Source organism: Bifidobacterium bifidum ATCC 29521 = JCM 1255 = DSM 20456 (assembly GCF_001025135.1).
Lineage (GTDB): Bacteria > Actinomycetota > Actinomycetes > Actinomycetales > Bifidobacteriaceae > Bifidobacterium > Bifidobacterium bifidum.
Genome location: NZ_AP012323.1, coordinates 1,536,064 through 1,559,620 on the forward strand (window position 1 = coordinate 1,536,064; position 23,557 = coordinate 1,559,620).

A 23,557-nucleotide genomic window follows, 5' to 3' on the forward strand; every position below is an offset into this window, starting at 1 on the left:
AGCCGAATGATATGCGCCGGAGCACAACTGATGGGCGCAACGATCAATTGCGGCATTGGCTGGCGGACGGCAATCTCGATGTGGCGGTGGCGGATTTCACCGGCATGCCGACCGGCGTGGAGCTGGTGGATTTCTATCAGGAACGTATGGTGTTGGTCATCGCGAACTCGCTGTGACTGGATCTCGCCGGCGGCGGGACGCCGCCGGATGAGACCGCCATCGGCGCCGGTGACCTGTCATCCTTGGAGCGCCGCCCGTTCCTGCTGGGCAATCCGCAGGACATCGACGGACGCATCGGCGACATGCTGTTCCGCCGAGCCGGATTCGCTCCCGTGGCTGCGGGCCGGGAACCTCATACGCGATCAGCTTCGGCATATCCACCTGCGACTACCGGTGGAGCGCGGTCGATGATTTCATCGACCGCGCGCGCCGGAGCATCAGCACCATTGACCGGCATGATTCCGGCCGGAACCGTCGGATCACGCCTGATAGTCGTTGAGCATGGCCTCGATGTTGTTGCCATCGGGATCATGGACGAACGCGGCATAGTAGCCCGGCCCGTAGTTCGGGCGCGGACCGGGCTTGCCGTTGTCGGTGCCGCCGGCCGCGAGACCCGCCTCATGGAACGCCTTGATGGCGTCGGCGGTCTTGGCGCGGAACGCGACGTGTGACGGCACGACCGGATTGCCGTCCTTCGGCGATTCCAGCCAGATGCCGTCGCCGTCCTCGTCGTTGGCGAAGCATACCGCAGTCGGGTATGCGACCTTCTTGACATAGCCCAGCGGCGCCAGCAGCTTCTCGTAGAAATCGGCGCGCTTGGCGGCGTCGGCGACGAACAGTCCGATGTGATCGATCATGATGAACCTCCTATGACCATGTGGATGACTATTCCATTATCCTTGCGTCGCTCGTGACGCGGGTGAATATCAGCTTTGGGTAAAGCCCCGTTTCAGGCGCCGAAATCGGTGTCGCCGGCGGCGTCGGCCCGGGCCACGGCAGCCTCGGCATCGCATGCGGCCTGTTCGATGACCCGCTCGTAGCCGGTCAACGCGGCGAACGGCATGAACTGGGCGGCCCGCTGACGACGGGACATCTGCGGATGCCTGCGCGACACGTGATGCGGCATATCGATGATGTCGTCATATTTATGCGTCTCATGTAATGCCATATGGACTCCTTTTCACGCCCGATAGCGCAATACGCTCGATACGCTCATGCACGATGGCCTCCGATCTGCCGATTGCGGTCCTGGCCGGTGGCGCCGTCCTCCATGTCCATCGCCTTGATGACGGCATTGCGGCCGAATTTCCTCTTGACCTCCAGCAATGCAGTCTGCATGTCATGCTCACGCCGCACATCACTGTTCGAAATGCCGACATGGCCATTGTCCCCCTCCTCCGCGGACGAATCGATCCGGGAAAACAGATCAAGCTGCTCGTAGCGTTTGCCAGCCGCAAGCTCATTCGCCGTGGCCACATCATCGGCGATGACGGTGAGCCGGCGCACCAACAGACGCGGATCCACGATGCGCTCGTACAGCATCGTCATCGCCTCACGGATGCGAGTGGAAGACGAGGTGAACTCCCCCAGTCCGATCGACCCGGTGGCCGGCTTGGGGACCCGCCGCCCATACCGGTCGACGGACACCGGCCCGCGATAGCTCTTGCCCGCCTGATCGGAGGCCCGTTTCATCGCCGAATCCGCGCAGGAATCCAGTTTGATCGAGTCAAGGCTGCCGATGTCGTAGCCGACCGCGAGCGTCAGACGATTCGTCAGCACCCGCTTGCCGACAAGATCCAAGGCGAGCGCGTCCGCCATCTCCTTGACGATGAGCCGTCCCGTGGCATAGTCGGCGGGCCCGGTGAGCACCTGCCCACTGCTGATGCTGTGCGCATCCGGCTCATACGATTGGATGTCCGCGATCGTGCACGGCTCCCAGCCCCACGCATGGTCGATGAGTAGTTCGGCGTTCCTGCCGAACATGCGGTAGAGCAGATCCTCGTTGTAGTAGTCGGAGGCCCGGCCGATCGAGCATCGGGCGACGTCCCCCATGGTCAGCAGGCCGGCATGCTCAAGCTTCCGGGCATAGCCGCGACCGACCCGCCAGAAATCCGTAAGCGGACGATGGTTCCATAGCAGTCGCCGATACGACATCTCGTCAAGCTCCGCCACACGAACGCCATCCTCATCGGCGGGCATGTGCTTGGCCACGATGTCCATCGCCACCTTCGCCAGATACATGTTGGTGCCGATGCCAGCCGTGGCGGTGATGCCCGTCTGCGCGAGAATGTCACGCACGATGGCCCTCGCCATCTCGTGCGGGCCCATGCCCAGCGCGCGCAGATAGGGCGTGGCATCGATGAACACCTCATCGATCGAATAGACATGGATGTGCTCGGGCGCGGCATATCGCAGGTACACGCCGTACACCCTGCCGCTCACCTCCAGATAATGCGCCATTCGCGGCTTGGCGATCACCATCGACGCCTTCAATCTCGGGGAATGTTCAAGATCCTGAGAATCACAGGATTCACCGGACAGCCGTCCGCCAGGAGCCAGCATCGCCCGCTCGGCGTTCACCGATGCCAAGCGCTGCCGAACCTCGAACAAACGTGCGCGTCCGGGAATGCCATACGCCTTCAGCGAAGGAGACACGGCCAGGCAGATGGTCTTGTCCGTACGCTCCTCATCCGCCACCACCAGATGCGTGCGCAGCGGGTCGAGACCACGGTCGTGGCACTCCACGGAAGCGTAAAAAGACTTCAGGTCTATGGCAAGATACACATGCTCGCCCCGAACCATCGTCACCACCCCCTTTCGCGCTTTCGTTTCAGAGTACAATCATTATGAGACATATGTTCGATAGTATGTCGCCGCCCATGAGGCCCATCTGCCACACCCCCGAGCGCGGATGTAGCCGCCGATTGGTACTGTGGATAGGTAGCGAATCCCCTGTCTCCCATGTTTTGGAAGGAGCTTTGGCTTGTCAGCTGAACTCGAAGACATTCACGAAGAATGCGGCATCTTCGGCGTATGGGGTCACCCGGACGCCGCCCGCCTGACGTATTTCGGACTCCACGCACTGCAACACCGCGGTCAGGAAGGCGCCGGCATCGTCTCCAACGACCACGGCCATCTCATCGGACACCGCGGCCTCGGACTGCTGACCCAGGTGTTCGGCGACGAGCGCGAGATCGGACGGCTCACCGGCGACAAGGCGATCGGCCACGTGCGTTATGCCACCGCCGGATCGGGCACCACCGACAACATCCAGCCGTTCATCTTCCGGTTCCACGACGGCGACGTGGCGCTGGGGCACAACGGAAACCTCACCAACTGCGTGTCGTTGCGTCGCAAGCTGGAGGACGAAGGCGCGATCTTCCACTCCAACTCCGACACCGAAGTGCTCATGCACCTGATCCGCCGCTCCTCCAAGCCGACCTTCATGGACAAGCTCAAGGAGGCGCTCAACACCGTGCACGGCGGGTTCGCCTACCTCATCATGACCGAGGACGCGATGATCGGCGCGCTCGACCCGAACGGCTTCCGACCGCTGTCCCTCGGCAAGATGAAGAACGGCGCCTACGTGCTCGCCTCCGAGACCTGCGCTCTCGACGTCGTCGGCGCCGAACTGGTACGCAACATCCGCCCCGGAGAGATCATCGTGGTCAACGACCACGGCTACAAGATCGTGCAGTACACCAACAAGACGCAGCTGGCCATCTGCTCCATGGAATACATCTACTTCGCCCGCCCGGACTCCAACATCTACGGCGTGAACGTGCACTCCGCCCGCAAGCGCATGGGCGCGCGCCTGGCCGAGGAATCCCCGGTCGACGCCGACATGGTCATCGGCGTGCCCAACTCGTCGCTGTCCGCCGCGTCCGGTTACGCCGAGGCCGCGCACCTGCCCAACGAAATGGGCCTGATCAAGAACCAGTACGTGGCCCGCACCTTCATCCAGCCCACGCAGGAGCTGCGCGAGCAGGGCGTGCGCATGAAACTGTCCGCCGTCCGCGGTGTCGTGCGCGGCAAGCGCGTCATCGTCATCGACGATTCGATCGTGCGCGGAACCACGTCCAAGCGCATCGTCCAGCTGCTCAAGGAAGCCGGCGCCGCCGAAGTGCACATGCGCATCAGCTCGCCGCCGCTCAAATACCCGTGCTTCTACGGCATCGACATCTCCACCACCAAGGAGCTGATCGCCGCGAAGAAATCCGTCGAGGAGATCCGCGACTTCATCGGCGCCGACTCCCTCGCCTTCCTGTCGCTCGACGGCTTGGTCGAATCCATCGGCCTCAACGCGCAGGCACCCTACGGCGGACTGTGCGTCGCCTACTTCAACGGCGACTACCCGACCGCGCTCGACGACTACGAGACCGACTTCCTCAAGTCCCTCACCCCCGAGGACCGTGTCCGTCTGCCCGAATTCGCGCTCTACAAGAGCAAGTACGAAGGCAACGAGTACACCACCGCGCCGACGCAGCAATAAAGGCGTTCCAGCACCACAGACCAATCCCAATCCCGACACAACCCAACAAGCATCATCCAAGAAAGGTACGTCATGCCACAAGCATATGAAAACGCCGGTGTCAGCGTGGAAGCCGGCTACGAGGTCGTCAAGCGCATCAAATCGCACGTCGCCCGCACCAACCGTCCCGGCGTCGTCGGCGGCATCGGCGGCTTCGGCGGCCTGTTCGACCTCGCGTCCCTCGGCTACAAGGAGCCCGTGCTGATCTCCGGCACCGACGGCGTCGGCACCAAGCTCGTCGTCGCCAAGATGGTCGACAAGCACGACACCATCGGCGTCGACTGCGTGGCCATGTGCGTCAACGACATCGCCGCCCAAGGCGCCGAGCCGCTGTTCTTCCTCGACTACATCGCCTGCGGCAAGAACGATCCGGCGCTGCTCGAACAGGTCGTCTCCGGCGTGGCCGACGGATGCGTGCAGTCCGATGCCGGTCTGATCGGCGGCGAGACCGCCGAAATGCCCGGCATGTATGACGAAGACGAATACGATCTGGCCGGATTCGCGGTCGGCGTGGCCGAAAAGTCCGCCATCGTCGACGGCTCCGGCATCACCGCCGGCGACGTGCTCATCGGACTGCCATCCACCGGCGTGCACTCCAACGGCTTCTCCCTCGTGCGCAAGGCCCTGTTCGAGCAGGCCGGCTATACCGTCGACACCGTGCTCCCCGAACTCGGCGGAGCCAAGCTCGGCGACGTGCTGCTCACCCCGACCAAGATCTACGTCAAGACACTCAAGCCCCTATTCAAGGCAGGCGTCGTCAAGGGCGTCGCCCACATCACCGGCGGCGGTTTCATCGAGAACATCCCCCGTATGATCCCCGACGGCCTCGCCGCCGACATCACGCTCGGATCCTGGCCCGTCCTTCCCATCTTCGACGTCCTGGAACGCGCCGGCGACATCGACCACAAGGAGATGTACAACATCTTCAACATGGGCATCGGCATGGTGCTCGCCGTCTCCGCCGAACGCGCCGACGAGACGCTCGCCCTGCTCAAGGACAACGGCGAAGCCGGATATGCGATCGGCACGATCGTCCCCGACACCGACGGCACGCAGATCACGCTGAAGTAAGCATCCACTCCCGCACTCCTCACTGATGGGGAGTGCGGTCACAAGCGAATCCGGGGGTGGCCGGCAAGCCCCCCCCAGTCCGTCTGCAACGGACAGCCCCGCCAGCGGGGCCTGAAGAAAGGACACATCATGGGTCAGAAAGTCTTGGTCATCGGCTCGGGCGCACGCGAACACGACATCGCGCACGCGCTGCTGCGCGGCGACAGCGTCAGCGAAGTCACCGTCGCCTCCGGCAACCCCGGCATGGAACTGGACGGCATCCGCACCACCCAAATCAACGAATCAAACCACGCCGCCTTCATCAGCTTCATGCAGCACAACCAGTACGACTGGGCGTTCGTCGGCCCTGAAGTCCCCCTGATCGAAGGACTCGTCGACGACTTCGCCGCGGCCGGCATCAAGGCCTTCGGCCCCAACAAGGCCGCCGCCCAGATCGAAGGCTCCAAAGACTTCGCCAAGCAGCTGATGGCCCGCCACAACATCCCCACCGCCCAATACCGCACCTTCGACAACCTCGAAGACTCCGTCGCCTACGTGCGCGAACACGGCGCCCCCATCGTCGTCAAGGCCGACGGACTCGCCGCCGGCAAGGGTGTCACCGTCGCCATGGACGTCGACACCGCCATCACCGCTCTCGACGACATCTTCATCGACCACCGCTTCGGCAAGGCCGGCGCCAAGGTCGTCATCGAAGACTTCCTCGAAGGCCAGGAATTCTCCCTCATGAGCTTCGTCCGCGGCACCGAATTCTGGCCCATGCCCATCTCCCAGGACCACAAGCGCGCCTACGACAACGACGAAGGACCCAACACCGGCGGCATGGGCGCCTACAGCCCCGTTCCCCAGATCGGCCAGGACGTCATCGACACCGCTATCGACACCATCGTGCGCCCCACCGTCGAAGCCATGGCCGCCGAAGGCACCCCCTTCACCGGCATCCTCTACGCCGGCCTCATCGCCACCGCCGACGGCCCCAAGGTCATCGAATTCAACGCCCGCTTCGGCGACCCCGAAACCGAAGTCGTCCTCCCCAAGCTCACCAGCGATTTCGGAGCAGCCATCAGCGCCATCCTCGACGGCGGCACCCCCGCCTTCACCTGGGACAGCGACAACGCCACCCTCGGCGTCGTCCTCGCCTCCAACGGCTACCCCGTCAACGTCATCAAGGGTGCCAAAATCCCCTCCATCCCCGTCGACGACACCTCCCACGTCTACTACGCCGGCGTCTCCAACAGCGACCAAGGCCTCGTCGCCTCCTCCGGACGCGTCCTCCTCATCGAAACCACCGCCCCCGACCTCAAGTCCGCCCAAGACAAGGTCTACGCAATCATCGACAAGCTGGACACGGAGGGAATGTTTTACCGCCACGACATCGGTGCCAAAGCGCTGAAGTGAGTTGTGCGGCGCATCTGCTGCGTTGCGGAACGCTCGAAGTACCATCGTACGTCGTCGCATTCCGCGCCTTGCATCTGCACCACACAACTCACTTCAGGCGGTAAAAAGCCGTGTATGGCATGCCTATGAAATTGCCCCCGCTAGTAGCGGGGGCAATTGCTATTTTGTGAGGCCTTACGGCAGATCCATGAAGTCGGTGTCTTTCAGATAGTTTTTGCCGGCCGTGATGTCGTACTGGATGAGCTTGTAATCGGTCATCAGCTGCTTGGTCTGCTCGTCGAACTCGTCCTCGGCCATCGGGTTGCCCGCCGCGTCAAGATAGATATCCTGCCCCTCGGGGATGCGGTCCCATCCCTGGATCTTGTTGACCACCGGCGGCTCCATGGCGGAGACCTTCTTGTGCATGAGCGTCAGGAACGCCAGGTACGGCGACACCTTCGCGTTCATGTGCTCCGCAGTCTGCGCCACGAAATAGTTCGGCGACGAGTACACGCTGTTGTCGACCTTCTTGCCCTGCGAGCCGGACGCCTTGTTGGACCATATGAAATAATCCGTCAAATGCAGCGCCAGCGAATTGTTCGTATCCTGGCTGGCGGTTTCGTAGATGCCCGGCAGATGGTCGCCATAGAACACGACCGTCACCGGCTTGTCGAGCTTGTTGAGCTCATCGAGGAAGTTCTTCGTCTCCGTATCGGTGATGCTCGCGCCCTTCGCATACGTGTCGATAGCCGTCACTTCGTCGGAGCCGAGGGAATCGGCGCCGTCGGCCGCGGTGGCCTTGAACTCGTTGTCGGCATACCAGTCGTTGTACGGCATATGGTTCTGCATCGTGATGATCTGGATGAACTGGTTCGAATCGGTCGAGCTGATGTCCTCCAACGCGCTCTGATACGTGGCCTTGTCGGACACGTACGGGGAACGGTCGATCTTGTCCCGATGCTTGATGATGTCGTCGCCCTGCAGCGTGTAGAAATGCGCGAATCCGAACTTCTTGTAGTTCGTCGCACGCGAATACATCGACGGCTCATACGGGTGGAAGGCGATGGAGTTCTTCGGAGCCCCCCACATCTGGTTGATCGTCGGCGTCCAATGCTGCCCCGGTACCAGCTGCTGGTACGGGCTGGTCAGAGACGAGTCGAAATTCGCCATGCTCAGGCCCGACAATCCCATATACTCCAAGTTCGCGGTGCCGCCACCGTATCCGGACGACAGCATCAGACCGCTGGTCGTGCCGGATTTGATGGCACGGACCTCCGGAATGGCGTCCTTGTTGAGCTTCACACCGGGTACGCGCGCGGGGTCTGAGAACGATTCGGACAGCACGTAGACCACCGTCGAATCGGTCATGTTCTTCGTGCGCGAGGCGTTGATCTTCTCGGCGGCGGCCTCGTACCTCTTGACGACCTCCTTCATCGTGGCCTCGCTGTAATCGCTCGGCTCATCCATGATCGTCGGGTTGAGCTGCCGGGTGAACGAGACCAGCGGACCGTTGCGCTGCGCGTCATACACGGAATCCCACATCGAAGGAGTGTCGCCCAGGGCCTTGGAAAAACCGTTCGCCCACGAGCCGACAGTGCTGACCTGGTCACAGTACAGGCCGAAGAACAACGACGGCAGCAGGAACACCATCAGACGGATTCCGGCGGCCAACCCCTTGTTGTCGAAACGGATCATGCGACCATGCCGGCCATCGACATGGTTGAGCACCACGAACAGTGCGACGAACACCAGGAACACCGCGAGTGCGCCGAGGATGATCCAATGGGCCCCCGGAGGGGTGAAACTCATCAGATTGCCGGTATTCGAGCCGAGGAAGCCCAGGTCGGACGGCAGAATCGCCTCATAGCGTATGGACACCTTGAAATGCTCGATGACGCCCACGATGATGGCCACGGCCAGCAGCACCGGCGTGGCTATCCAGAACCGGTTGAACAGCATGAGCAGCGCCAGATACAGCGCGCCGATGAGCAGCAGGTTCAGCACGAACACGAAGTTGCCCTTGGTCCACATCTTCGACACGAAACCCCAGCCCACGACGGGACTGGACAGCTGCACGCGCGTGCCGGACTGGCTGACGCCCCACTGCAGCGCAGCGACCGCCGCCATGTCGAACACCACGAACAGGACACCGTACAGCCAGCCGGGGAACGGCTTATACTCACGGCGACCGCCGTTTCTGCCGCCTTTGCCGCCGTTCCTGCCGGAAGAGGAGTCGGCCCGCTTGATATCCAGCACCTCGATCTCGCCGGACGGGCTGACGGCATCGGCCACGTTCGTACCGTCGTCGTTCTTGTCGTTTATTTCGTCGCTCATATACCCGCACTTCGTGTGATTCGCATGGCGCCATCCGACCCATGCCCAATTCGTTATCGGCCATATACACGTCATCATGGTTCTTCCGCCACGTCACGCGCGGAAGGGAACGGCCATGCGCCGCCATGATGAATACCGAATGACATTCTAGTAAAGAAACGACGACAATGGTACATCACGTTCACTGATATTTCCCTGAATCTCCCCGTATGAGACCAGTCTGAGACCCGTATGGGCCACTCGCCGCCCGTTGGAATCCGCGCGGAAGAGCCCCGCATGATCCGCATAAGTGGGCCCCGTATACAGCATCGGGCAATATCATCCCTGAGACGGACGAAAGGCGCCGGGTCATACCGGGTAATATCAACCGATGACACTTACAAGGGGGATGATCGCATGGAATCGTTGCCGAGTTGGGTGACGAGGTTACTGCATATACGACTCGTCTCAGGCCCGTTGCCAACCACGATATGGGTGATTGTCGGCGTGGGAGTGGCGATATTGCTGCTGTGGCAGGTCTTCAGGAGCGATCGGTCCAAGCTGGCGAGGCAGGTGCCCATCATGCTTGTCTGCGGTGGCTTCGGCCTGCTGGTCATGTGGCTGCTTTCCGAAAAAATCATGGTATTCGGCGTATCGCTGGGCTGGCCCGTCATCATGGCTGCGGCCGCGTGCTGCGCGCTGTTGGGACTGCTGGTGACGACCATCGTGCACGCCCGGCGCGCCCGGCGCCTGATGGCCGCGGTGCTCATCCCATTCGTGCTGGTCTCCACCGCGCTCCGTATCGACTCGATTTACGGGGAGTATCAGACCATCGGCTCGCTGATCGGCTATTCGTCATATCATCCGCTCAGCACGTCGCACATGCAGAAGGGGACCCTGACCGTCGATGAATGGCTGCGCGAGGTGCTCGATGGCAAACTGCCGCCCGCCGCCGCGCACGGCAAGGTCTATTCGGTGGACATATCCAACACAGCCTCCGGATTCCGCGCGCGTACCGCGGCCGTCTACATGCCGCCAGCCGCTCTGAGCGACACACCGCCAGAGCTGCCGGTACTCGTCATGCTCGCCGGGCAGCCGGGCAATCCGGACCGCGTGTTCTCGGCCAGCGGCATCGCCGCGATCCTGGACCAGTATGCGAAGGCGCATCACGGTCTGGCGCCCATCGTCATCTCGCCCGACCAGAACGGCGACAACACGGTGAACAGCCTGTGCGCCGACACGACCAAGGTCGGACGCGCGGAGACGTATCTGACCGTCGACGTGCCACGGTGGATCAAAGCGCATCTGCCCGTGTCCCGGCAGGCGCGGGATTGGGCGATCGGCGGGTTCTCGCAGGGTGGCACGTGTGCCACCCAGTTGGGACCGCGGCACCCGGACATATTCGGCTCCATCATCGCCGTGGACGGCGAGCTGAAGCCCACCGCCGGATCCGTGGAGCATATGGTCGCCGAATATTTCAACGGCGACCGCAGCGCCTATGAGGCTCAAGTGCCGGCCAACGCCATCGCCGACCACGCGCCTTCCAACCAGATCATGATTCTGGGGGCGGGCAAGCGCGACGCGAGATCCATAAAAAACGTCATCGTCAACGGCCAGGCCGGTGTCAAGGCCGGCATGCACGTCGTGAAGATCGTCGTGCCTGACACCGGCCATGACTGGCATTCCGTCAACGCGACATTGGAGGCGGCCGTCCCCTGGCTGTGCGCGCACCGCTGGGGTCTGGGCGAAACGGGCCTGACATGGTCCGACTATCCGAGAATCGAGGTTCTGCAATGAGCGACACGCAAGTCGAACCGGAGAGCGGCAAAGAAAGCCGCCGCAAATGCCGTACCCACGGCAGGATGCATGCCTTGGTGCAGGACGTGAGCGTCTGGATTCACGGGCATCGCCTCGCAGTGACGTTGTCCTGCACGTTCGCGGGGCTCAACATCGCCATGTGGATCGGCTTCGCGCTGGCCGGCCGTCCACTGCCTCTGCGCAGCCTGCGCACCAGCCTGCAGGAGTTCAACCTGCTGCATCTGCTGGCCACGCTGCTGCTGACACGCGGAATCCTGCAGCTGCTCGTCGACACGATCGCGCTGTTGGTGATGTTCTCCATCGCCGAGACGCTGCTGGGCCGCCGCCGCACCCTGACGGCGGCCTTCATCTGCACGCTCGCCGGGACGGCCCTGGGACTGCTGCTGTGCGGAGGCATCGCCCAACTGTTGCAGGGCACTCCGGTGGTGGGCCGCATCCGTTTCGCGCTCAGCCCGCTGACGCTGGGCGTGGGCGCGATGATGGCGGCCAGCGCGTTCACCCGCCGCCTGTGGAGGCGACGCATCCGTCTGATCGGCTATGTGTCCATTATCATGGTTGTGATGTTCAGTGGTAATCCCGGTGACTACTGCCTGCTCGCGGCGGCGGGATTCGGCCATGTACTGGGCGCGCTGGCATCCAAGCGGAAGACCGTCCGACAGCTGGACGACACTTCGGCGGCGGATCCGCTGCACTGGCAGCTGAGCACGTCGTACGAGACCCGTCGCGTGTTCGCGGCCATCGCGCTGGTACTCACGCTCGGCCCGATCATCGCAATCTCCTCACCAACCCATATCGGCCCGTTGAGCTCATTGGGACTGATTATGAGCCCGGCCTCACCCGATGACGGCAAGCTCGCCTCCTGCCTTGCCGGCATGGCCCGCACCGACTGCTTCTTCCAGTTCAATCTGCTGCGGGTGTCCATGCCTGGGGCGGTCCTGCGTTCCCTGCTGCCGACCGCGGTGATGCTCATCATGACCTGGGGCCTGTATCGTGGCAGGCGTCTCGCCGCGTGGGCGTTCATCATCGTCGGGCTGGGGGAATCCTGCATCGCGATGCTGTACTATTTCGTGGCGCCTCTGTCTCACGCGCCGCAGGGGTTGCGTTCCCTGCTGCTGCACGGCGCGATTCCGGCGAGCATCGCCAACGTGCTGTTGCCGATGGTGTTCGCCATCGCCGTCGCCTGCTCCATGCGCCACTTCCCGATCCGCACGGACGCGGGGCGTCTGCGGCGAGGCAGCGCGGCGGTCGTCATCGCCCTGGCCGTCTGCATCGCGGCGTATCTGGGCTTCGGACTGTTGCGCCCCGGCGATTTCCGGCCTCCGGCGACATGGCATGGCCTGATGCATGAGCTGCCGTCACGGTTCATTCCCATCGGGTTCCTCAACCGCAGCAGGCCGTCGTTCCTGCCGCGCACCGTGGCCGCATCGGTGGTCGATCAGGCCGTGGGACTGGTTTTCTGGCTCGTGGTGCTGGTCGTCGCGGTCCGATGGATGCGTGAGATCCTGCTGGTCGACGGACGCGCCCGCGCCAACGCCGGCCGCCTGGTGGAGCTGGATGGCGAGTCGATGAGCTTCATGACCACGTGGGAGGGCAACCATTACTGGTTCTCCGCCACCGGACGGTCGGCCATGGCATACCGGGTGATCCACGGCATCGCGCTGACGACCACGGGCCCGTTCGGCGACCGTGGCGAATGGTCGTCCGACCTGCGCGAGTTCGCTCGGTTCAGCATGCAGCAGTCATGGTCGCCCGTGCTATACAGCGTGCATCGCGAGCAGCGCGACCAGCTTGCCGCCATGGGCTGGTATTCGCTGGAGGTCGGCAGCGAGATGGTGGTCGATCCCCGGCAATGGAAGACGACCGGCAAGAAATGGCAGGACATCCGCACCGCCATCAACAAGGCGAAACGTTCCGGCATCAGCGACGTGATGTCGACCTTCAACGAGGCCCCGAACGACATACGCGAACAGATCGAGGAGATCTCCGAGCAGTGGGCGCAGCTCAAGGCGCTGCCGGAGATGAAGTTCACGCTGGGCGGCGTCGAGGAGCTGCACGACCCGCGCGTGCGCATCCTGTACGCGATCGACGCCGAAGGGACGGTGCTAGGCGTGACCAGCTGGCTGCCGACGTGGCGCGACGGGCGCATCATCGGCTGGACGCTTGATTTCATGCGGCATCGCACCGACAGTCCGAACGGCATCATGGAGTTCCTGATCGCGCGCATGGCGGAGCGGCTGCGTGACGAGGGGCTGGAGCACCCCGAGTGCGCCGTCGAGTTCATGAGCCTGTCCGCCGCGCCGCTGGCCGGCATGAACCCGCAGCGCGACAATGCCGACGAGACCGGACATATGGATACCGGCACCGTCATGCTGCAGCATGCGCTGCAGATCGTGGCGGATTGGATGGAGCCCGCATACGGATTCCACTCGCTGTTCAATTTCAAACGCAAGTTCCAGCCGACCGAGGAGCCGGTGTACATCTGCTATCCCGATCCGGCCGTGCTGGCCCAAATCGGGCTGGCGGTCGTCCGCGCCTACGTGCCGTCCCTGACGGCGAAGGAGGCCATGGGCATGCTGCGCACACTGCAGCGGTAGCCGGCCATCCGGCCCTTCATGGGTTCCGGACAATCGCCGTGACGGTCGTCGCCCGTGTACACGGCAGGGTTGCCACGCATAGAAAACAACAATCGCAGGATTTCACCATCCCAACCGTCCTCCCGGCAGCCCTGCGACGCATTTTGGCGTGTCTCCCATAAGACGCATGTTCGGCCGATGACGATGATCGTGCACCCGCCGCGTGAATCCGGATACGGCCGGCGTGTCCATCATCTTGCCCGTATATGCGTCCGGCGGGATTTCGCAGTTCCATCGCGGACGAGCTCAACTGTTACACGGGTCAAGCGTCACCGTGCGTGGGTACCGTCACCGTGCGTGCCCTCGCAGTGTGACTGCGTCACGGAAATCATTGGAAAATAAGGGTTTCTACCGCCCTCGTCACTGTGCGAACCCTCGCACGGTGACGGTACCCACGCACAGTGACGGCCAGATCATTCATCAGACGAAACGGCATCCACATCGTGAAAATGACGCCATTCCAGCCCGGCCGAATCGGATGATTCGCTCCCCGGAGCCCGTCGCGAAGCAATCGGAGACTGCTCCGAAGAGCCCATCACGGAATGATGCCCCTCCATGCGCAAAAGCGACGAGGCCCCCGCAAGGAGGCCCCGCCGTTGAAGGAGATATAGATAGAGATAGAATCAGCGCGCCGGCATCACGCCTTGGCGAACTGGTCGACGAGGGCGCTCATCCAATCGAGCAGGTTGGTGTATTCCTTCGGCATCTGCTCGGTGAGCTCGACGATCGGGACGTTGGCGCTCTTGGCGGCACCGGTGATCTGATCGGTGGTGGAGTTAGCTTCCTGCGTGTTGAATACCAGCATCTTGATGGAGCCGCCCTTGAGGGCGTCCTGGAACGCCTTGATGTCGGACGGGGTGGGCTCGCTCTCGTTGGCGGAGGCCTGCGCGTAGCCGGTCGGGGTGGCGTCCTTCATGTCCAGGTCGTCGGCGAGGTACCATGCGACGGATTCGGTCGCGGCGTACGGCACATCCTTGGTCTTGGCGGAGGCGTCCTTGATCTTGCTTTCCAGCTGATCCTCCTTGGCGTGCCATTCCTTATTGAGCTTGGCGTAGTCGTCCTTGTGGCTCGGGTCGGCCTTCTGATAGGCCGCGGTGATGGCGTCGGCGGTGTTGTTGCGCACCTTGGCGGAGAACCAGACGTGCGGGTTGTCGCCTTCCTTGATGCCGGCGGTTTCGGCTGCGGTGACCAGCGTGGCCTTCGTCGCGGATGAGGCCTTGGACGCCCACGGATCGTAGTCGGCGCCGTTCACGACGGCGACCTTCGCGGTGCCGAACTTCGCGACGTCCTGGCTGGTGGGCTCGTAGTCGTGCGCTTCGACGTTGGTCTTCGTCATGATGTTGGTGACGTCGACGTGGGAGCCGCCGAGGTCCTTGGCGACGGAGCCCCACTGGTTGATGCTGGCAACGACTTCGATGGTGCCGTTGCCGCCTTCTCCCCCGGCGGTCTTGTTGTCCTTGCTCGTTCCGCATGCCGCGACGGCCACCAGCATAGAGGCGGCCGCCACACCCGCGACGGCGCGCCTGATGATAGATGAAATCTGCATTTGTTATTCCGTTCCTCTCCGGATGATGACGGGCTTTCTCCCGTTCTTTCGGTTCACAGTATACACGTTATTGAGATTTATTATCATTATCGTTATCAAATGGGCGTGTCGCGCGGCCGATCACGCACCGACGGACGACTCGACTTCATACAGGCCGGCGATGTCGCACAGGTCCGCCTCATGGGCGTCCTCGACCACCACGGCGCCCCGCCTGGCCACGGCGCGGATGATGTCGCGGCACGCGCATTCGCCGTCGGCATCCACATGCCGCGACAGGCAGCCCCGGCCGACCACCGGCAGCTCAAGGACATGCGTCGCCTCCCGGATCAGGCGCGACACCACCGCGCCGGTCGACCGCTCGTCGAATACGCCATCCTCGTCACCCGTGCCATACACGCACAGACGGTCGTCGTCGAAGAACCGCTCCTCGAACTCGTCCAGACCGACCGCATTGACCACGGCCGCGACGCCCATGCCATCACCCCACGAATCAAGGCGCATCATGTCTTCGAGATACCGGGCGACCGGCGTCGCCTCCAGTCCCACCGGAAGACCCACCAGGAACACACGGGCCTGACCTCGCAGAGAGGCGAGCGTCCCGCCCGCGTCGTGCTTGACCGAGCAGCTCAGACAACAATCCGACAGATCGAAGATTTCCACGTCGCCCACCCCGACGCCCTGCCCCACCGGGCGGCTGACACGCCTGACGATGCTCAGACCGGCATCCGCCTCGTCATTCGGGCGCACATCATACGAGATCGCGCATACGGACGCATACGAGTCGGCCAGGGAGAACGCCACGGAGTCCAGACTCAGCCGATCGGCGCCCGTCAGCAACACCACCGACGTATCCGCGTTTCCCCGTGATTGCAATGTCGGATGAATCATGATCGCCTTTCTTTTTGATAATGATTATCATTATGATATATTGGCATCCATGTCCAAACAATGTCAAATTCTGGGCACGCGCGCCTCAACGGGCAACCGTGTATCCCACTCGCATAGGAAAACACGCCGACGCTTCAACCCGAACCTGCAGACCAAGCGGTACTGGGTTCCCTCGCTCGGCCGTCACGTCACGCTGACCGTCAGTGTCAAAGGGATGAAGACCATCGACCGCATCGGCATCGAAGCGGCCCTGGCACGCATCCGCCGTAACACGCCGGCCCGTCTGGAACTGACGAAGTTCGACCCGGTCGTACGCAAGCGGGTCACATTCCGCGAGACCCGCTGAATCCGTTCCGACGGCCCGCACGAACCGCGGCCGTCCGAGCGTCATCTCGGCACACAGCCATCATCAAGGAGCCTCAATGGCAAAGACCAGCAAAATCAACAAGCAACTGCAACGCGAGCAGATCGTCGCCAAATACGCGCAGCGACGGGCACAGTGCAAAAGGGACTCGGTCAACCCGCACCTGACCGCCGACGAACGCGCCGAGGCGATGCGCCGACTGCATGCGATCCCCCGCGACGCCAGCCCGACCAGGCTGCGCAACCGCGACAGCATCGACGGCCGGCCACGCGCCTTCAACCGTAAATTCGGACTGTCCCGTATCAACCTGAGGGAAAAGGCGCACCGCGGGGAGCTTCCCGGCGTGGTGAAGAGCAGTTGGTGATCCACCGCGGCGCACCAACATCGCATCACCAGAAAGGCATCATCATATGAAAGACAACATCCATCCTCAATACGGGTACGTGGTATTCCGCGACCGGTCCGCCGGAAAGGCGTTCCTCACGCGGTCCACGCTGGTCGCGAAGGCCGCGAGCCTGCCGACCATCGAATGGGAGGACGGCAACACCTATTCCCTGATCAACGTGGAGGTGTCGAGCTACAGCCACCCGTTCTACACCGGCCGCAACGTCGTGCTCGACACGGCCGGCCAAGTGCAGAAATTCAACAAGCGCTACGGACGGAGCTGACAGGGCCGGCGAATGCCGGCATCCCAATGCGCGAACCATCCCCACCCGCTACGCGGAAGCCCCCGCTGGCGGGAGCTGGCTCGCGAAGCGAGACTGAGGGCGGTCGGCCGACCGGCGCAGCCCATACATCAACACTGCATAAATCCACCAACACTGCATAAACCCATCGAAAACACGAAACGGAGCAACGATATGAAGGTCAAATCGTCGATACGCTCGTTGGCGCGCAAGGACGGCTCGTACGTCGTGCGCCGCCGCGGGCATCTTTATGTGATCAACAAGAAGAACCCCCACTGGAAAGCGAGGCAAGGCTGATGGCACTGCCGAAAGTCAGAACGTCGCGCGCGAACACGCATGCGCGCAGGTCACAATGGGAGGCGCAGGCCGCGCAGCTGATCGCCGTGCACATGCCCGATGGCGAGGCGGTGCACGTGCCACACAGTCTGGTCAAGGCCGTGCGCAAGGGATACGTGAAGCCGCGGTAGACCCGCGACCCGATGCGTGATGGGTCAATCCACGCGAACCAGCCGCCAAGACCAGTGACATGGCCTCAGCAGGGACTTATATGCAGGGTGCCGCTTCTCAAGACGAGAGGCGGCACCTTTTTGCATTGGGAACCATTATCACCGTGGTACGATATGGCGGCATCATCCCATACCGACAGCCCATGCCGGCAATTCAAGGAGCGTCATAATGTCATGGGGACATCACACCGGCACGGTTCATGACGGCACCGGACGGGGACACCACGCCGATGGCGGCAGTCCCATTGACGCCAACAGCGCCGATGGACGCGACCATTCGGCGCATTACCTTTTTCTCATCATCGGCACGCCGCTGGTGGCGTTCCTCATCGCCGCGTCCGCCATGTTCGAATCGCGCGGTCTGCCGATTCCGCTGGTGCGCATCGGCACCGGCGCCGCCGGGCTCATATTGCAGACGATCCCGTTCATGCTGGTGGGCGCGATGATGTCGGCAGCGGTCAGCACATTCGTCAGCGCCGATGCGTTGGAGCGGCACGTGCCGAAATCGCTGGCCGGCGGACTGGCGATGGCGATGATCGGCGGGCTGTGCCTGCCGGTATGCGATTGCATGGTGGTGCCCACGTTCGCGAATCTGGTGCGCAAGCGGCTGCCGCTGCCGTACGCGACGGCGCTGCTGTGCGCGGCCCCGGTGATGAACCCGATGGCGATCTGGTCCACGTGGTTCGCGTTCACGGGCAGTCCATGGATGGTGGCGGCCCGCGTGGGTCTGGGCATGCTGGTGGCGAGCGCCGTGGGATTGTCGTTCGCCGTCCGCCCGTCCCGCTCCCCCGCCGTACGGGACCTTCCGCTGACGAGGGGCCGGACGCCGGCCTGTGATGGCTGCGCCGTACAACATGCGGGGCAGGATGGGCGTTCCCGCTTCATGCACTTCCTCAGGCACACGCACGACGATGTCATGCGCATGATGCCGATTCTGCTGTCCGGCACGATTGCGGCATCCATCGTACGCACCGCGCTGTCCCCACTGACCGACGGCTCCGGCACGATCGACGGCATCGGTGCCGTGACGCTGATTGCGGCGGCGATGGCGATAGCCTTCCTCTGCTCGCTGTGCTCCACGTCCGATGCGGTGATCGTCGCGAGTATGACCGGCGTGTTGCCGGCTTCCGCCATGCTCGCTTTTCTGCTTTTCGGGCCGATGCTGGATCTCAAGAACACGTTGATGCTGGTCATGGAATGCCGTCCGCGGTTCATCATCCGCTTTGTCGTGACCGTCGCGGCGGCCTGTTTCCTGGTCGCCGTCGCCATCCATCTGACGACGGGAGCGTGATGCAATGACGAATACTCTGAACTTTCCCGGCTCCGACCGGCATGCCCCGGCGGCACGGCATGCTCCCGCGCTTCCCGACCGGATCGAGGCGATCTGTTTCGCGGCACTGGGCGCGGCCATCGTGTATTCGACTACGAGCGGCTCGTATATCACGCTCACCACGCCCCGATCGCTGCCGTATCTGATCGTCGGCGCGATACTGCTGTTCGCCCTGTCCGTCGCCGCGTGGCTCGGCGTGTTCCATGCCGACGAGCGATCCTCGTTCCGTTTCCTGGTCGCGCTCGTCATCCCCACGCTGCTCATCGCCGTGCCGTTCCAACCCGGCAACGGCACCGGTTTCGACACGTACGCCGCAGGACGGGCCATCGCCATACGCCGGGACGCGCACAAGCCGGCGGGATTCGCTCATCTCCACGGGCTCGACGAGGAGCGCAAGACCATCACCATCAGCGACGACGAATTCGGCTCGTGGTTCTCCCACATCGACCACAATCCGCAGCGATACATCGGCTATCGGGTGCGTCTCACCGGTTTCGTCTACAAGCCGTCCACGCTCGGCGCCCATGAGTTCGAGCTGTCACGGCAATTCATGTCCTGTTGCATCCTCGATATGACGCCGTTCGGATTCACCACGCACTATGCGAAGACCGCGCACCTTCAGGAGCATGACTGGGTGAGCGTCGACGCGACGCTCGTACAAGGCACGTACGGCATCGCCGGGCATACGCGGCAGGGGCCGATGCTGAAGATCACGTCGCTGCACACCGCCAAAGCCGCGCCCACCGGCTATTTCTACTGGCAGTGACCGTGCTTTCGGCGGCAATCCCCGCCGCCGAAAGCACGGTCGGCTTTTGCTGCGGCTGCTGCGTCACCGGTGACTGCTACGACGACTCCGACTGCGAGCACGGCTCCACCGAGGAGTGCGAGGGCAAGGCCTGCGTGCACACCTGCCACGAGAACCGCGAAAGTCACGAGTGCGCCTTCTGCCACCTCGCCTTCGACACCAGCGAGAAGTGCCACGAGGAAATCCTCGCCGACCTCAAGGAACTCAAGGCCGAACTGGCCGCATGATATAGGCGAATGGCGGCATGGAGGGACCGAGTAGCATCCCTTCGCGCCGCCATTCGTCGTTATCGGCTCCTCCGCGCGCGAGTGCCACGCCGCAGGACCACCCCAGTCAGCCCGCGGCCGACAGCCCTCCGCCAGCAGGGGCGAATCCGCGGAAAGGTCAGCGTTTTTCCTGACAATCGGGGCATAGGCCGAACACCTCAAGGGTATGCGACTCCACCGTGAACCCATGCCCGTCGGCCACCTTGCGCACCCAGGATTCGCTCGGCGGATCGATCTCGATCGTCTTGCCGCATTTGCGACACACCAGATGATGATGGTGGGCATCATCGCCGCACAGGCGGAACAGCTGCTGCCCATCCATGCGCACGGTATCCGCCGCTCCGGAATCCACCAGCGAGTTCAACTGCCGATACACTGTGGCGAGGCCGATGCGCAGTCCGGAATCCACCAGCTTGCGATGCAGCTCCTGCGCGGAAATGAAATCATCACAGCCGCGAAGCTGCGCCATCACGGCATCCTTCTGCTTCGTATGCCTCACCGGCCCGTTCGCCATCACACGCTCCTCAAGTATTATCATTTAACAACCATTAATGATAATAGCGCAATCCACGGCGACATGCGAGCACGCCGCACATACAACGAAACGAGGGGCGGACGCCGCAGCGTCACGCCCCTCGCTCCCGAACCGCCAAAACTACCGGAGACTACTTGAGGTCATCCCAGCAGCCGGTGGCCTCCAACGCCTCGACGGTCGCCGCAGTGTCATCCGTGAGCACGGTGATATGACCCATCTTGCGGTTATGACGCACCTGCGCCTTGCCGTAATCGTGCACGTTCCACTCGGGATGGTCGGCAATCAGCGCCCTCGTGGGCGCGACATGCTGGCCGAGCACGTTCACCATGACCGCCGGGCTGAGCAGCTTCGGCTGGATCAGCGGCCAGCCGGCGATGCCGCGGATGTGCGCGTCGAACTGATCGATCGAGCACGCCTCGATGGTGTAATGCCCCGAATTGTGCGGGCGCGGTGCCAGCTCGTTGACGACGACGCGACCGTCCTTGGTGATGAACAGCTCGATGGCGAGCGTGCCAGCCAGCTCGAAGCCGCGGGCCAGGGCCAGCGCCATCTCGTGAGCGGTGCGCGCGATCTCCGGGCTCACCTCGGCGGGGGCGATCGTCATATGCAGGATGTTGTTGCGGTGGTCGTTGCGCACGATCGGGAACGTGACGTAATCCTTGCCGTTGCCGGACACGAGAATCGACGCCTCGAACGCGAAATCGACGAACCCCTCCAGGATGGACGGTGGGAAGCCGCCGCCGCGGTCGCCACGGGCGCGAATCTTCTCCAGGTCGCTGTCATTGCGCAGCACATGCTGGCCGTGCCCGTCGTATCCGCCGGAGCGGGTCTTGAGCACGCACGGGTAATGCAGGTCGTCGATGGCGGCGTCAAGCTCCTCGAAGGTGTTGACCTCACGCCAGGGTGCGGTCTCGATGCCGTGCCTGTTGATGAAGGTCTTCTCGTGGATGCGGTCCTGGGTAACGCGCAGCAGGTCGGTGCCCTGCGGGGCCGCGACCAGGTGACGCACCTCGTCGATGGATTCGGCGTCGACGTTCTCGAACTCATAGGTGAGCACGTCGGACTTCTCCGCCAGATCATGGATGGCGGTCTTGTCGTCGTACTCACCGACGACCTGGAAATCGGCCACCTGCGCGGTCGGGCAGTCCGGCGTCGGGTCGAGTACGCCGATGCGGAAGCCCATGTACTTCGCGCTCAATGCCATCATGCGGCCGAGCTGTCCGCCGCCGATGATGCCGATGGTCGCTCCGGGCTGCAGCATCTTCACCGCGCCATGGGTCTCCTCAGACAAGCTGGGCATTGGATTCGGCCACCTTCTCCTTGAGAGCGTCACGGTATTCCTGCAGCGCGTCGGCGAGACGCTTGTCGGTCGTGCTCAGGATCTGCACCGCCAGCAGGCCGGCGTTCGTCGCGCCGGAATTGCCGACGGCGGTGGTCGCCACCGGAATGCCGCCGGGCATCTGCACGATGGACAGCAACGAATCCCAGCCGGAGAGCGCATGCGAGCGCACCGGGACGCCGATCACCGGCAGCGTGGTCTGGGCGGCGACCATGCCGGGAAGGTGCGCGGCGCCGCCGGCACCGGCGATGATGACCTTGAGACCGTTGACACGGGCGCCGTGAGCGAATTCGGCCATCAGTTCGGGCGTGCGATGGGCGGAGATCACCTGCTTGACGTAGGGCACCTCGAACTGGTCGAGCATGTCGCAGGCGTGCTTCATCGTCTCCCAGTCGCTGGCCGATCCCATGATCACGGCGACTTCGGGCTTGCTGTCTGTCATAAGAAGAACCTCCTCTTGGATACCGTTACAACTGTACAATCCCCTATATCCTCACCACGACCTTGCCGAACACGTCGCCGGAAAGAACCTTGGCGAAGGCCGCGCGGGCGTCGGCGAGCCCGAACGTCGAGTCGATCACCGGGTGTATGTCGGCATGTTCCACGAAGCGCAGCAGGCGGGCGAAATCCTCGCGCGAGCCCATCGTGTTGCCCTGCACGCGTATGTCCTGGAAGAACACGCGGGTGAGTTCGGCGCCCGGCTGGTCGCCGGTGGTGGCACCGCAGATCGCAATCGTGCCACCGGGGCGCACGGAACGCACCGAATGCCCCCATGTGGCGGCGCCCACCGACTCGATGACGGCGTCGACCTTGCGCGGGAGGCGCGCTCCGGCCTCGAACGCGGCGTCCGCGCCGAGGGCCAGTGCACGCTCGCGCTTGGTCTCGTCGCGCGAGGTGACGAACACCTCCAGCCCGGCGGCGTGGGCGAGCTGAACGGCAGCGGTCGACACGCCGCCGCCTGCTCCCTGAATCAGAATCGTGTCGCCCGGTTTGACGCCCGCCGAAGCGAACACCAGCGAGTAGGCGGTCAGCCAGCTGGTGCCGAGCGCGGCGGCCTCGTCGAGCGTCAGGTTCGCGGGCTTGGCGAACACGTTGGCGCTGGGCACCTGGGTCTTCGAGGCCATCGTGCCGGGGTACCGCTCGGAGAGGATCGTGCGCCGCTCCCCCGGCATCACGCCGGCCCCATCGGCGCCGATCACGGTGTACAGCACGACCTCGTCACCGGCCTTGAGCCCCTTGCGCACGGGAATGTCCTCGTCGAGCACGCCGGCGGCGTCGGTACCGAGGATCATCGGCGTGGCATCCGCTGCGAGCCCCACGCCCTTGAGGCTCCAGATGTCATGATGGTTGACGGTCGCAGCCTTGACGGACACGGTGGACCAGAACGGGCGAGGCTGCGGCTCGGGCAGCTCCCCCACCTCCAGCGCGGCCAAGGGGTCGGCATTGTTGATCGTTGCGGCAAATACGGCCTTCATTGGCCCCTCCTTGTTCGGGGATATCCATCGTCGATACCATTCAACCACGCGCACACGTCCGTGCGGAGGCCGGGCGC

General features: G+C 63.4%; 24 protein-coding genes. 14 read left to right on the top strand and 10 right to left on the bottom strand.

What is annotated here, in order from left to right; genetic code table 11:
- The first annotated feature begins 11 nt into the window (after positions 1-11).
- Positions 12-176: a type 2 periplasmic-binding domain-containing protein gene (locus BBBF_RS06475; protein ID WP_017143516.1), complete on the top strand. Its 165-nt coding sequence runs from the start codon at positions 12-14 to the stop codon at positions 174-176.
- Between the two features lie 303 nt (positions 177-479).
- On the opposite strand, the gene BBBF_RS06480 is transcribed toward BBBF_RS06475, so the two are convergent.
- The 3 genes from BBBF_RS06480 to BBBF_RS06490 form a co-directional block, all read right to left on the bottom strand.
- Positions 480-857, bottom strand: coding sequence for a VOC family protein (locus BBBF_RS06480; RefSeq protein ID WP_003813907.1), 378 nt, complete (start codon positions 855-857; stop codon positions 480-482).
- A 92-nt stretch (positions 858-949) separates the two neighbouring features.
- Complete coding sequence (locus BBBF_RS06485) at positions 950-1,168, bottom strand: hypothetical protein (RefSeq protein WP_003813910.1); 219 nt, start codon at positions 1,166-1,168, stop codon at positions 950-952.
- Positions 1,169-1,212: 44 nt separating this feature from the next.
- Positions 1,213-2,802: a Y-family DNA polymerase gene (locus tag BBBF_RS06490; protein ID WP_017143517.1), complete on the bottom strand. Its 1,590-nt coding sequence runs from the start codon at positions 2,800-2,802 to the stop codon at positions 1,213-1,215.
- Between the two features lie 181 nt (positions 2,803-2,983).
- Here BBBF_RS06490 and purF point away from each other — a divergent pair, with 181 nt between their 5' ends.
- The 3 genes from purF to purD all read left to right on the top strand — a co-directional run bounded on the left by purF (position 2,984) and on the right by purD (position 6,997).
- A complete protein-coding gene (gene purF, locus BBBF_RS06495; protein ID WP_003813913.1) occupies positions 2,984-4,492 on the top strand; it encodes an amidophosphoribosyltransferase in 1,509 nt (502 codons plus the stop codon).
- 72 nt (positions 4,493-4,564) lie between these two features.
- A complete protein-coding gene (purM, locus tag BBBF_RS06500) occupies positions 4,565-5,602 on the top strand; it encodes a phosphoribosylformylglycinamidine cyclo-ligase (protein ID WP_003813914.1) in 1,038 nt (345 codons plus the stop codon).
- 129 nt (positions 5,603-5,731) lie between these two features.
- Positions 5,732-6,997 (top strand): phosphoribosylamine--glycine ligase, encoded by a 1,266-nt coding sequence (gene purD / locus BBBF_RS06505; protein ID WP_033509935.1) that lies wholly within the window; start codon positions 5,732-5,734, stop codon positions 6,995-6,997.
- A gap of 174 nt (positions 6,998-7,171) precedes the next feature.
- Here purD and BBBF_RS06510 read toward each other — a convergent pair whose 3' ends face one another.
- A complete protein-coding gene (locus tag BBBF_RS06510; RefSeq protein WP_014760479.1) occupies positions 7,172-9,388 on the bottom strand; it encodes an LTA synthase family protein in 2,217 nt (738 codons plus the stop codon).
- A 318-nt stretch (positions 9,389-9,706) separates the two neighbouring features.
- On the opposite strand from BBBF_RS06510, the gene BBBF_RS06515 reads away from it, so the two are divergent.
- Positions 9,707-11,086 (top strand): alpha/beta hydrolase, encoded by a 1,380-nt coding sequence (locus BBBF_RS06515; protein WP_021648629.1) that lies wholly within the window; start codon positions 9,707-9,709, stop codon positions 11,084-11,086.
- Positions 11,083-13,701: a bifunctional lysylphosphatidylglycerol flippase/synthetase MprF gene (locus tag BBBF_RS06520; protein WP_021648630.1), complete on the top strand. Its 2,619-nt coding sequence runs from the start codon at positions 11,083-11,085 to the stop codon at positions 13,699-13,701. Before BBBF_RS06515 ends, BBBF_RS06520 begins: the two co-directional genes overlap by 4 nt.
- A gap of 676 nt (positions 13,702-14,377) precedes the next feature.
- Here BBBF_RS06520 and BBBF_RS06525 read toward each other — a convergent pair.
- Together BBBF_RS06525 and BBBF_RS06530 are read right to left on the bottom strand one after the other, a co-directional pair.
- Positions 14,378-15,286 (bottom strand): metal ABC transporter solute-binding protein, encoded by a 909-nt coding sequence (locus BBBF_RS06525; protein WP_021648633.1) that lies wholly within the window; start codon positions 15,284-15,286, stop codon positions 14,378-14,380.
- 120 nt (positions 15,287-15,406) lie between these two features.
- The gene (locus BBBF_RS06530; protein ID WP_021648634.1) at positions 15,407-16,174 is read right to left on the bottom strand and encodes a hypothetical protein; all 768 of its coding nucleotides are present in this window, start codon (positions 16,172-16,174) and stop codon (positions 15,407-15,409) included.
- A gap of 49 nt (positions 16,175-16,223) precedes the next feature.
- Here BBBF_RS06530 and rpmB point away from each other — a divergent pair, with 49 nt between their 5' ends.
- The 8 genes from rpmB (at position 16,224) to BBBF_RS06570 (ending at position 20,092) form a co-directional block, all read left to right on the top strand.
- The gene (gene rpmB / locus BBBF_RS06535) at positions 16,224-16,520 is read left to right on the top strand and encodes a 50S ribosomal protein L28 (protein ID WP_013390111.1); all 297 of its coding nucleotides are present in this window, start codon (positions 16,224-16,226) and stop codon (positions 16,518-16,520) included.
- 76 nt (positions 16,521-16,596) lie between these two features.
- Positions 16,597-16,902, top strand: coding sequence for a 30S ribosomal protein S14 (gene rpsN / locus BBBF_RS06540; protein ID WP_003813933.1), 306 nt, complete (start codon positions 16,597-16,599; stop codon positions 16,900-16,902).
- A gap of 46 nt (positions 16,903-16,948) precedes the next feature.
- Entirely contained in the window at positions 16,949-17,206 is a 258-nt protein-coding gene (locus tag BBBF_RS06545) for a type B 50S ribosomal protein L31 (protein WP_021648636.1), read from the top strand.
- 192 nt (positions 17,207-17,398) lie between these two features.
- On the top strand, positions 17,399-17,521 hold the full coding sequence (locus BBBF_RS06550; RefSeq protein WP_003813936.1) for a 50S ribosomal protein L36: 123 nt from the start codon (positions 17,399-17,401) through the stop codon (positions 17,519-17,521).
- Complete coding sequence (rpmF, locus tag BBBF_RS06555; RefSeq protein WP_021648637.1) at positions 17,521-17,691, top strand: 50S ribosomal protein L32; 171 nt, start codon at positions 17,521-17,523, stop codon at positions 17,689-17,691. Before BBBF_RS06550 ends, rpmF begins: the two co-directional genes overlap by 1 nt.
- Positions 17,692-17,899: 208 nt before the next feature.
- Positions 17,900-19,021 carry a permease gene (locus BBBF_RS06560; RefSeq protein ID WP_021648639.1) on the top strand — a complete coding sequence of 374 codons (1,122 nt, stop codon included), beginning with the start codon at positions 17,900-17,902 and terminating at the stop codon, positions 19,019-19,021.
- A gap of 4 nt (positions 19,022-19,025) precedes the next feature.
- Positions 19,026-19,826, top strand: a complete 801-nt coding sequence (locus BBBF_RS06565) for a TIGR03943 family putative permease subunit (RefSeq protein WP_013363718.1) — start codon at positions 19,026-19,028, stop codon at positions 19,824-19,826.
- A 2-nt stretch (positions 19,827-19,828) separates the two neighbouring features.
- Entirely contained in the window at positions 19,829-20,092 is a 264-nt protein-coding gene (locus BBBF_RS06570; RefSeq protein WP_013363719.1) for a hypothetical protein, read from the top strand.
- Between the two features lie 157 nt (positions 20,093-20,249).
- Here BBBF_RS06570 and BBBF_RS06575 read toward each other — a convergent pair whose 3' ends face one another.
- The 4 genes from BBBF_RS06575 to BBBF_RS06590 form a co-directional block, all read right to left on the bottom strand.
- Positions 20,250-20,645: a Fur family transcriptional regulator gene (locus tag BBBF_RS06575; protein WP_003815543.1), complete on the bottom strand. Its 396-nt coding sequence runs from the start codon at positions 20,643-20,645 to the stop codon at positions 20,250-20,252.
- 151 nt (positions 20,646-20,796) lie between these two features.
- Positions 20,797-21,966, bottom strand: a complete 1,170-nt coding sequence (gene purK, locus BBBF_RS06580) for a 5-(carboxyamino)imidazole ribonucleotide synthase (RefSeq protein WP_013363720.1) — start codon at positions 21,964-21,966, stop codon at positions 20,797-20,799.
- Entirely contained in the window at positions 21,950-22,447 is a 498-nt protein-coding gene (purE, locus tag BBBF_RS06585; RefSeq protein WP_003813948.1) for a 5-(carboxyamino)imidazole ribonucleotide mutase, read from the bottom strand. Before purE ends, purK begins: the two co-directional genes overlap by 17 nt.
- Before the next feature lie 43 nt (positions 22,448-22,490).
- Positions 22,491-23,480 (bottom strand): zinc-binding dehydrogenase, encoded by a 990-nt coding sequence (locus BBBF_RS06590; RefSeq protein WP_021648641.1) that lies wholly within the window; start codon positions 23,478-23,480, stop codon positions 22,491-22,493.
- Positions 23,481-23,557 lie beyond the last annotated feature (77 nt).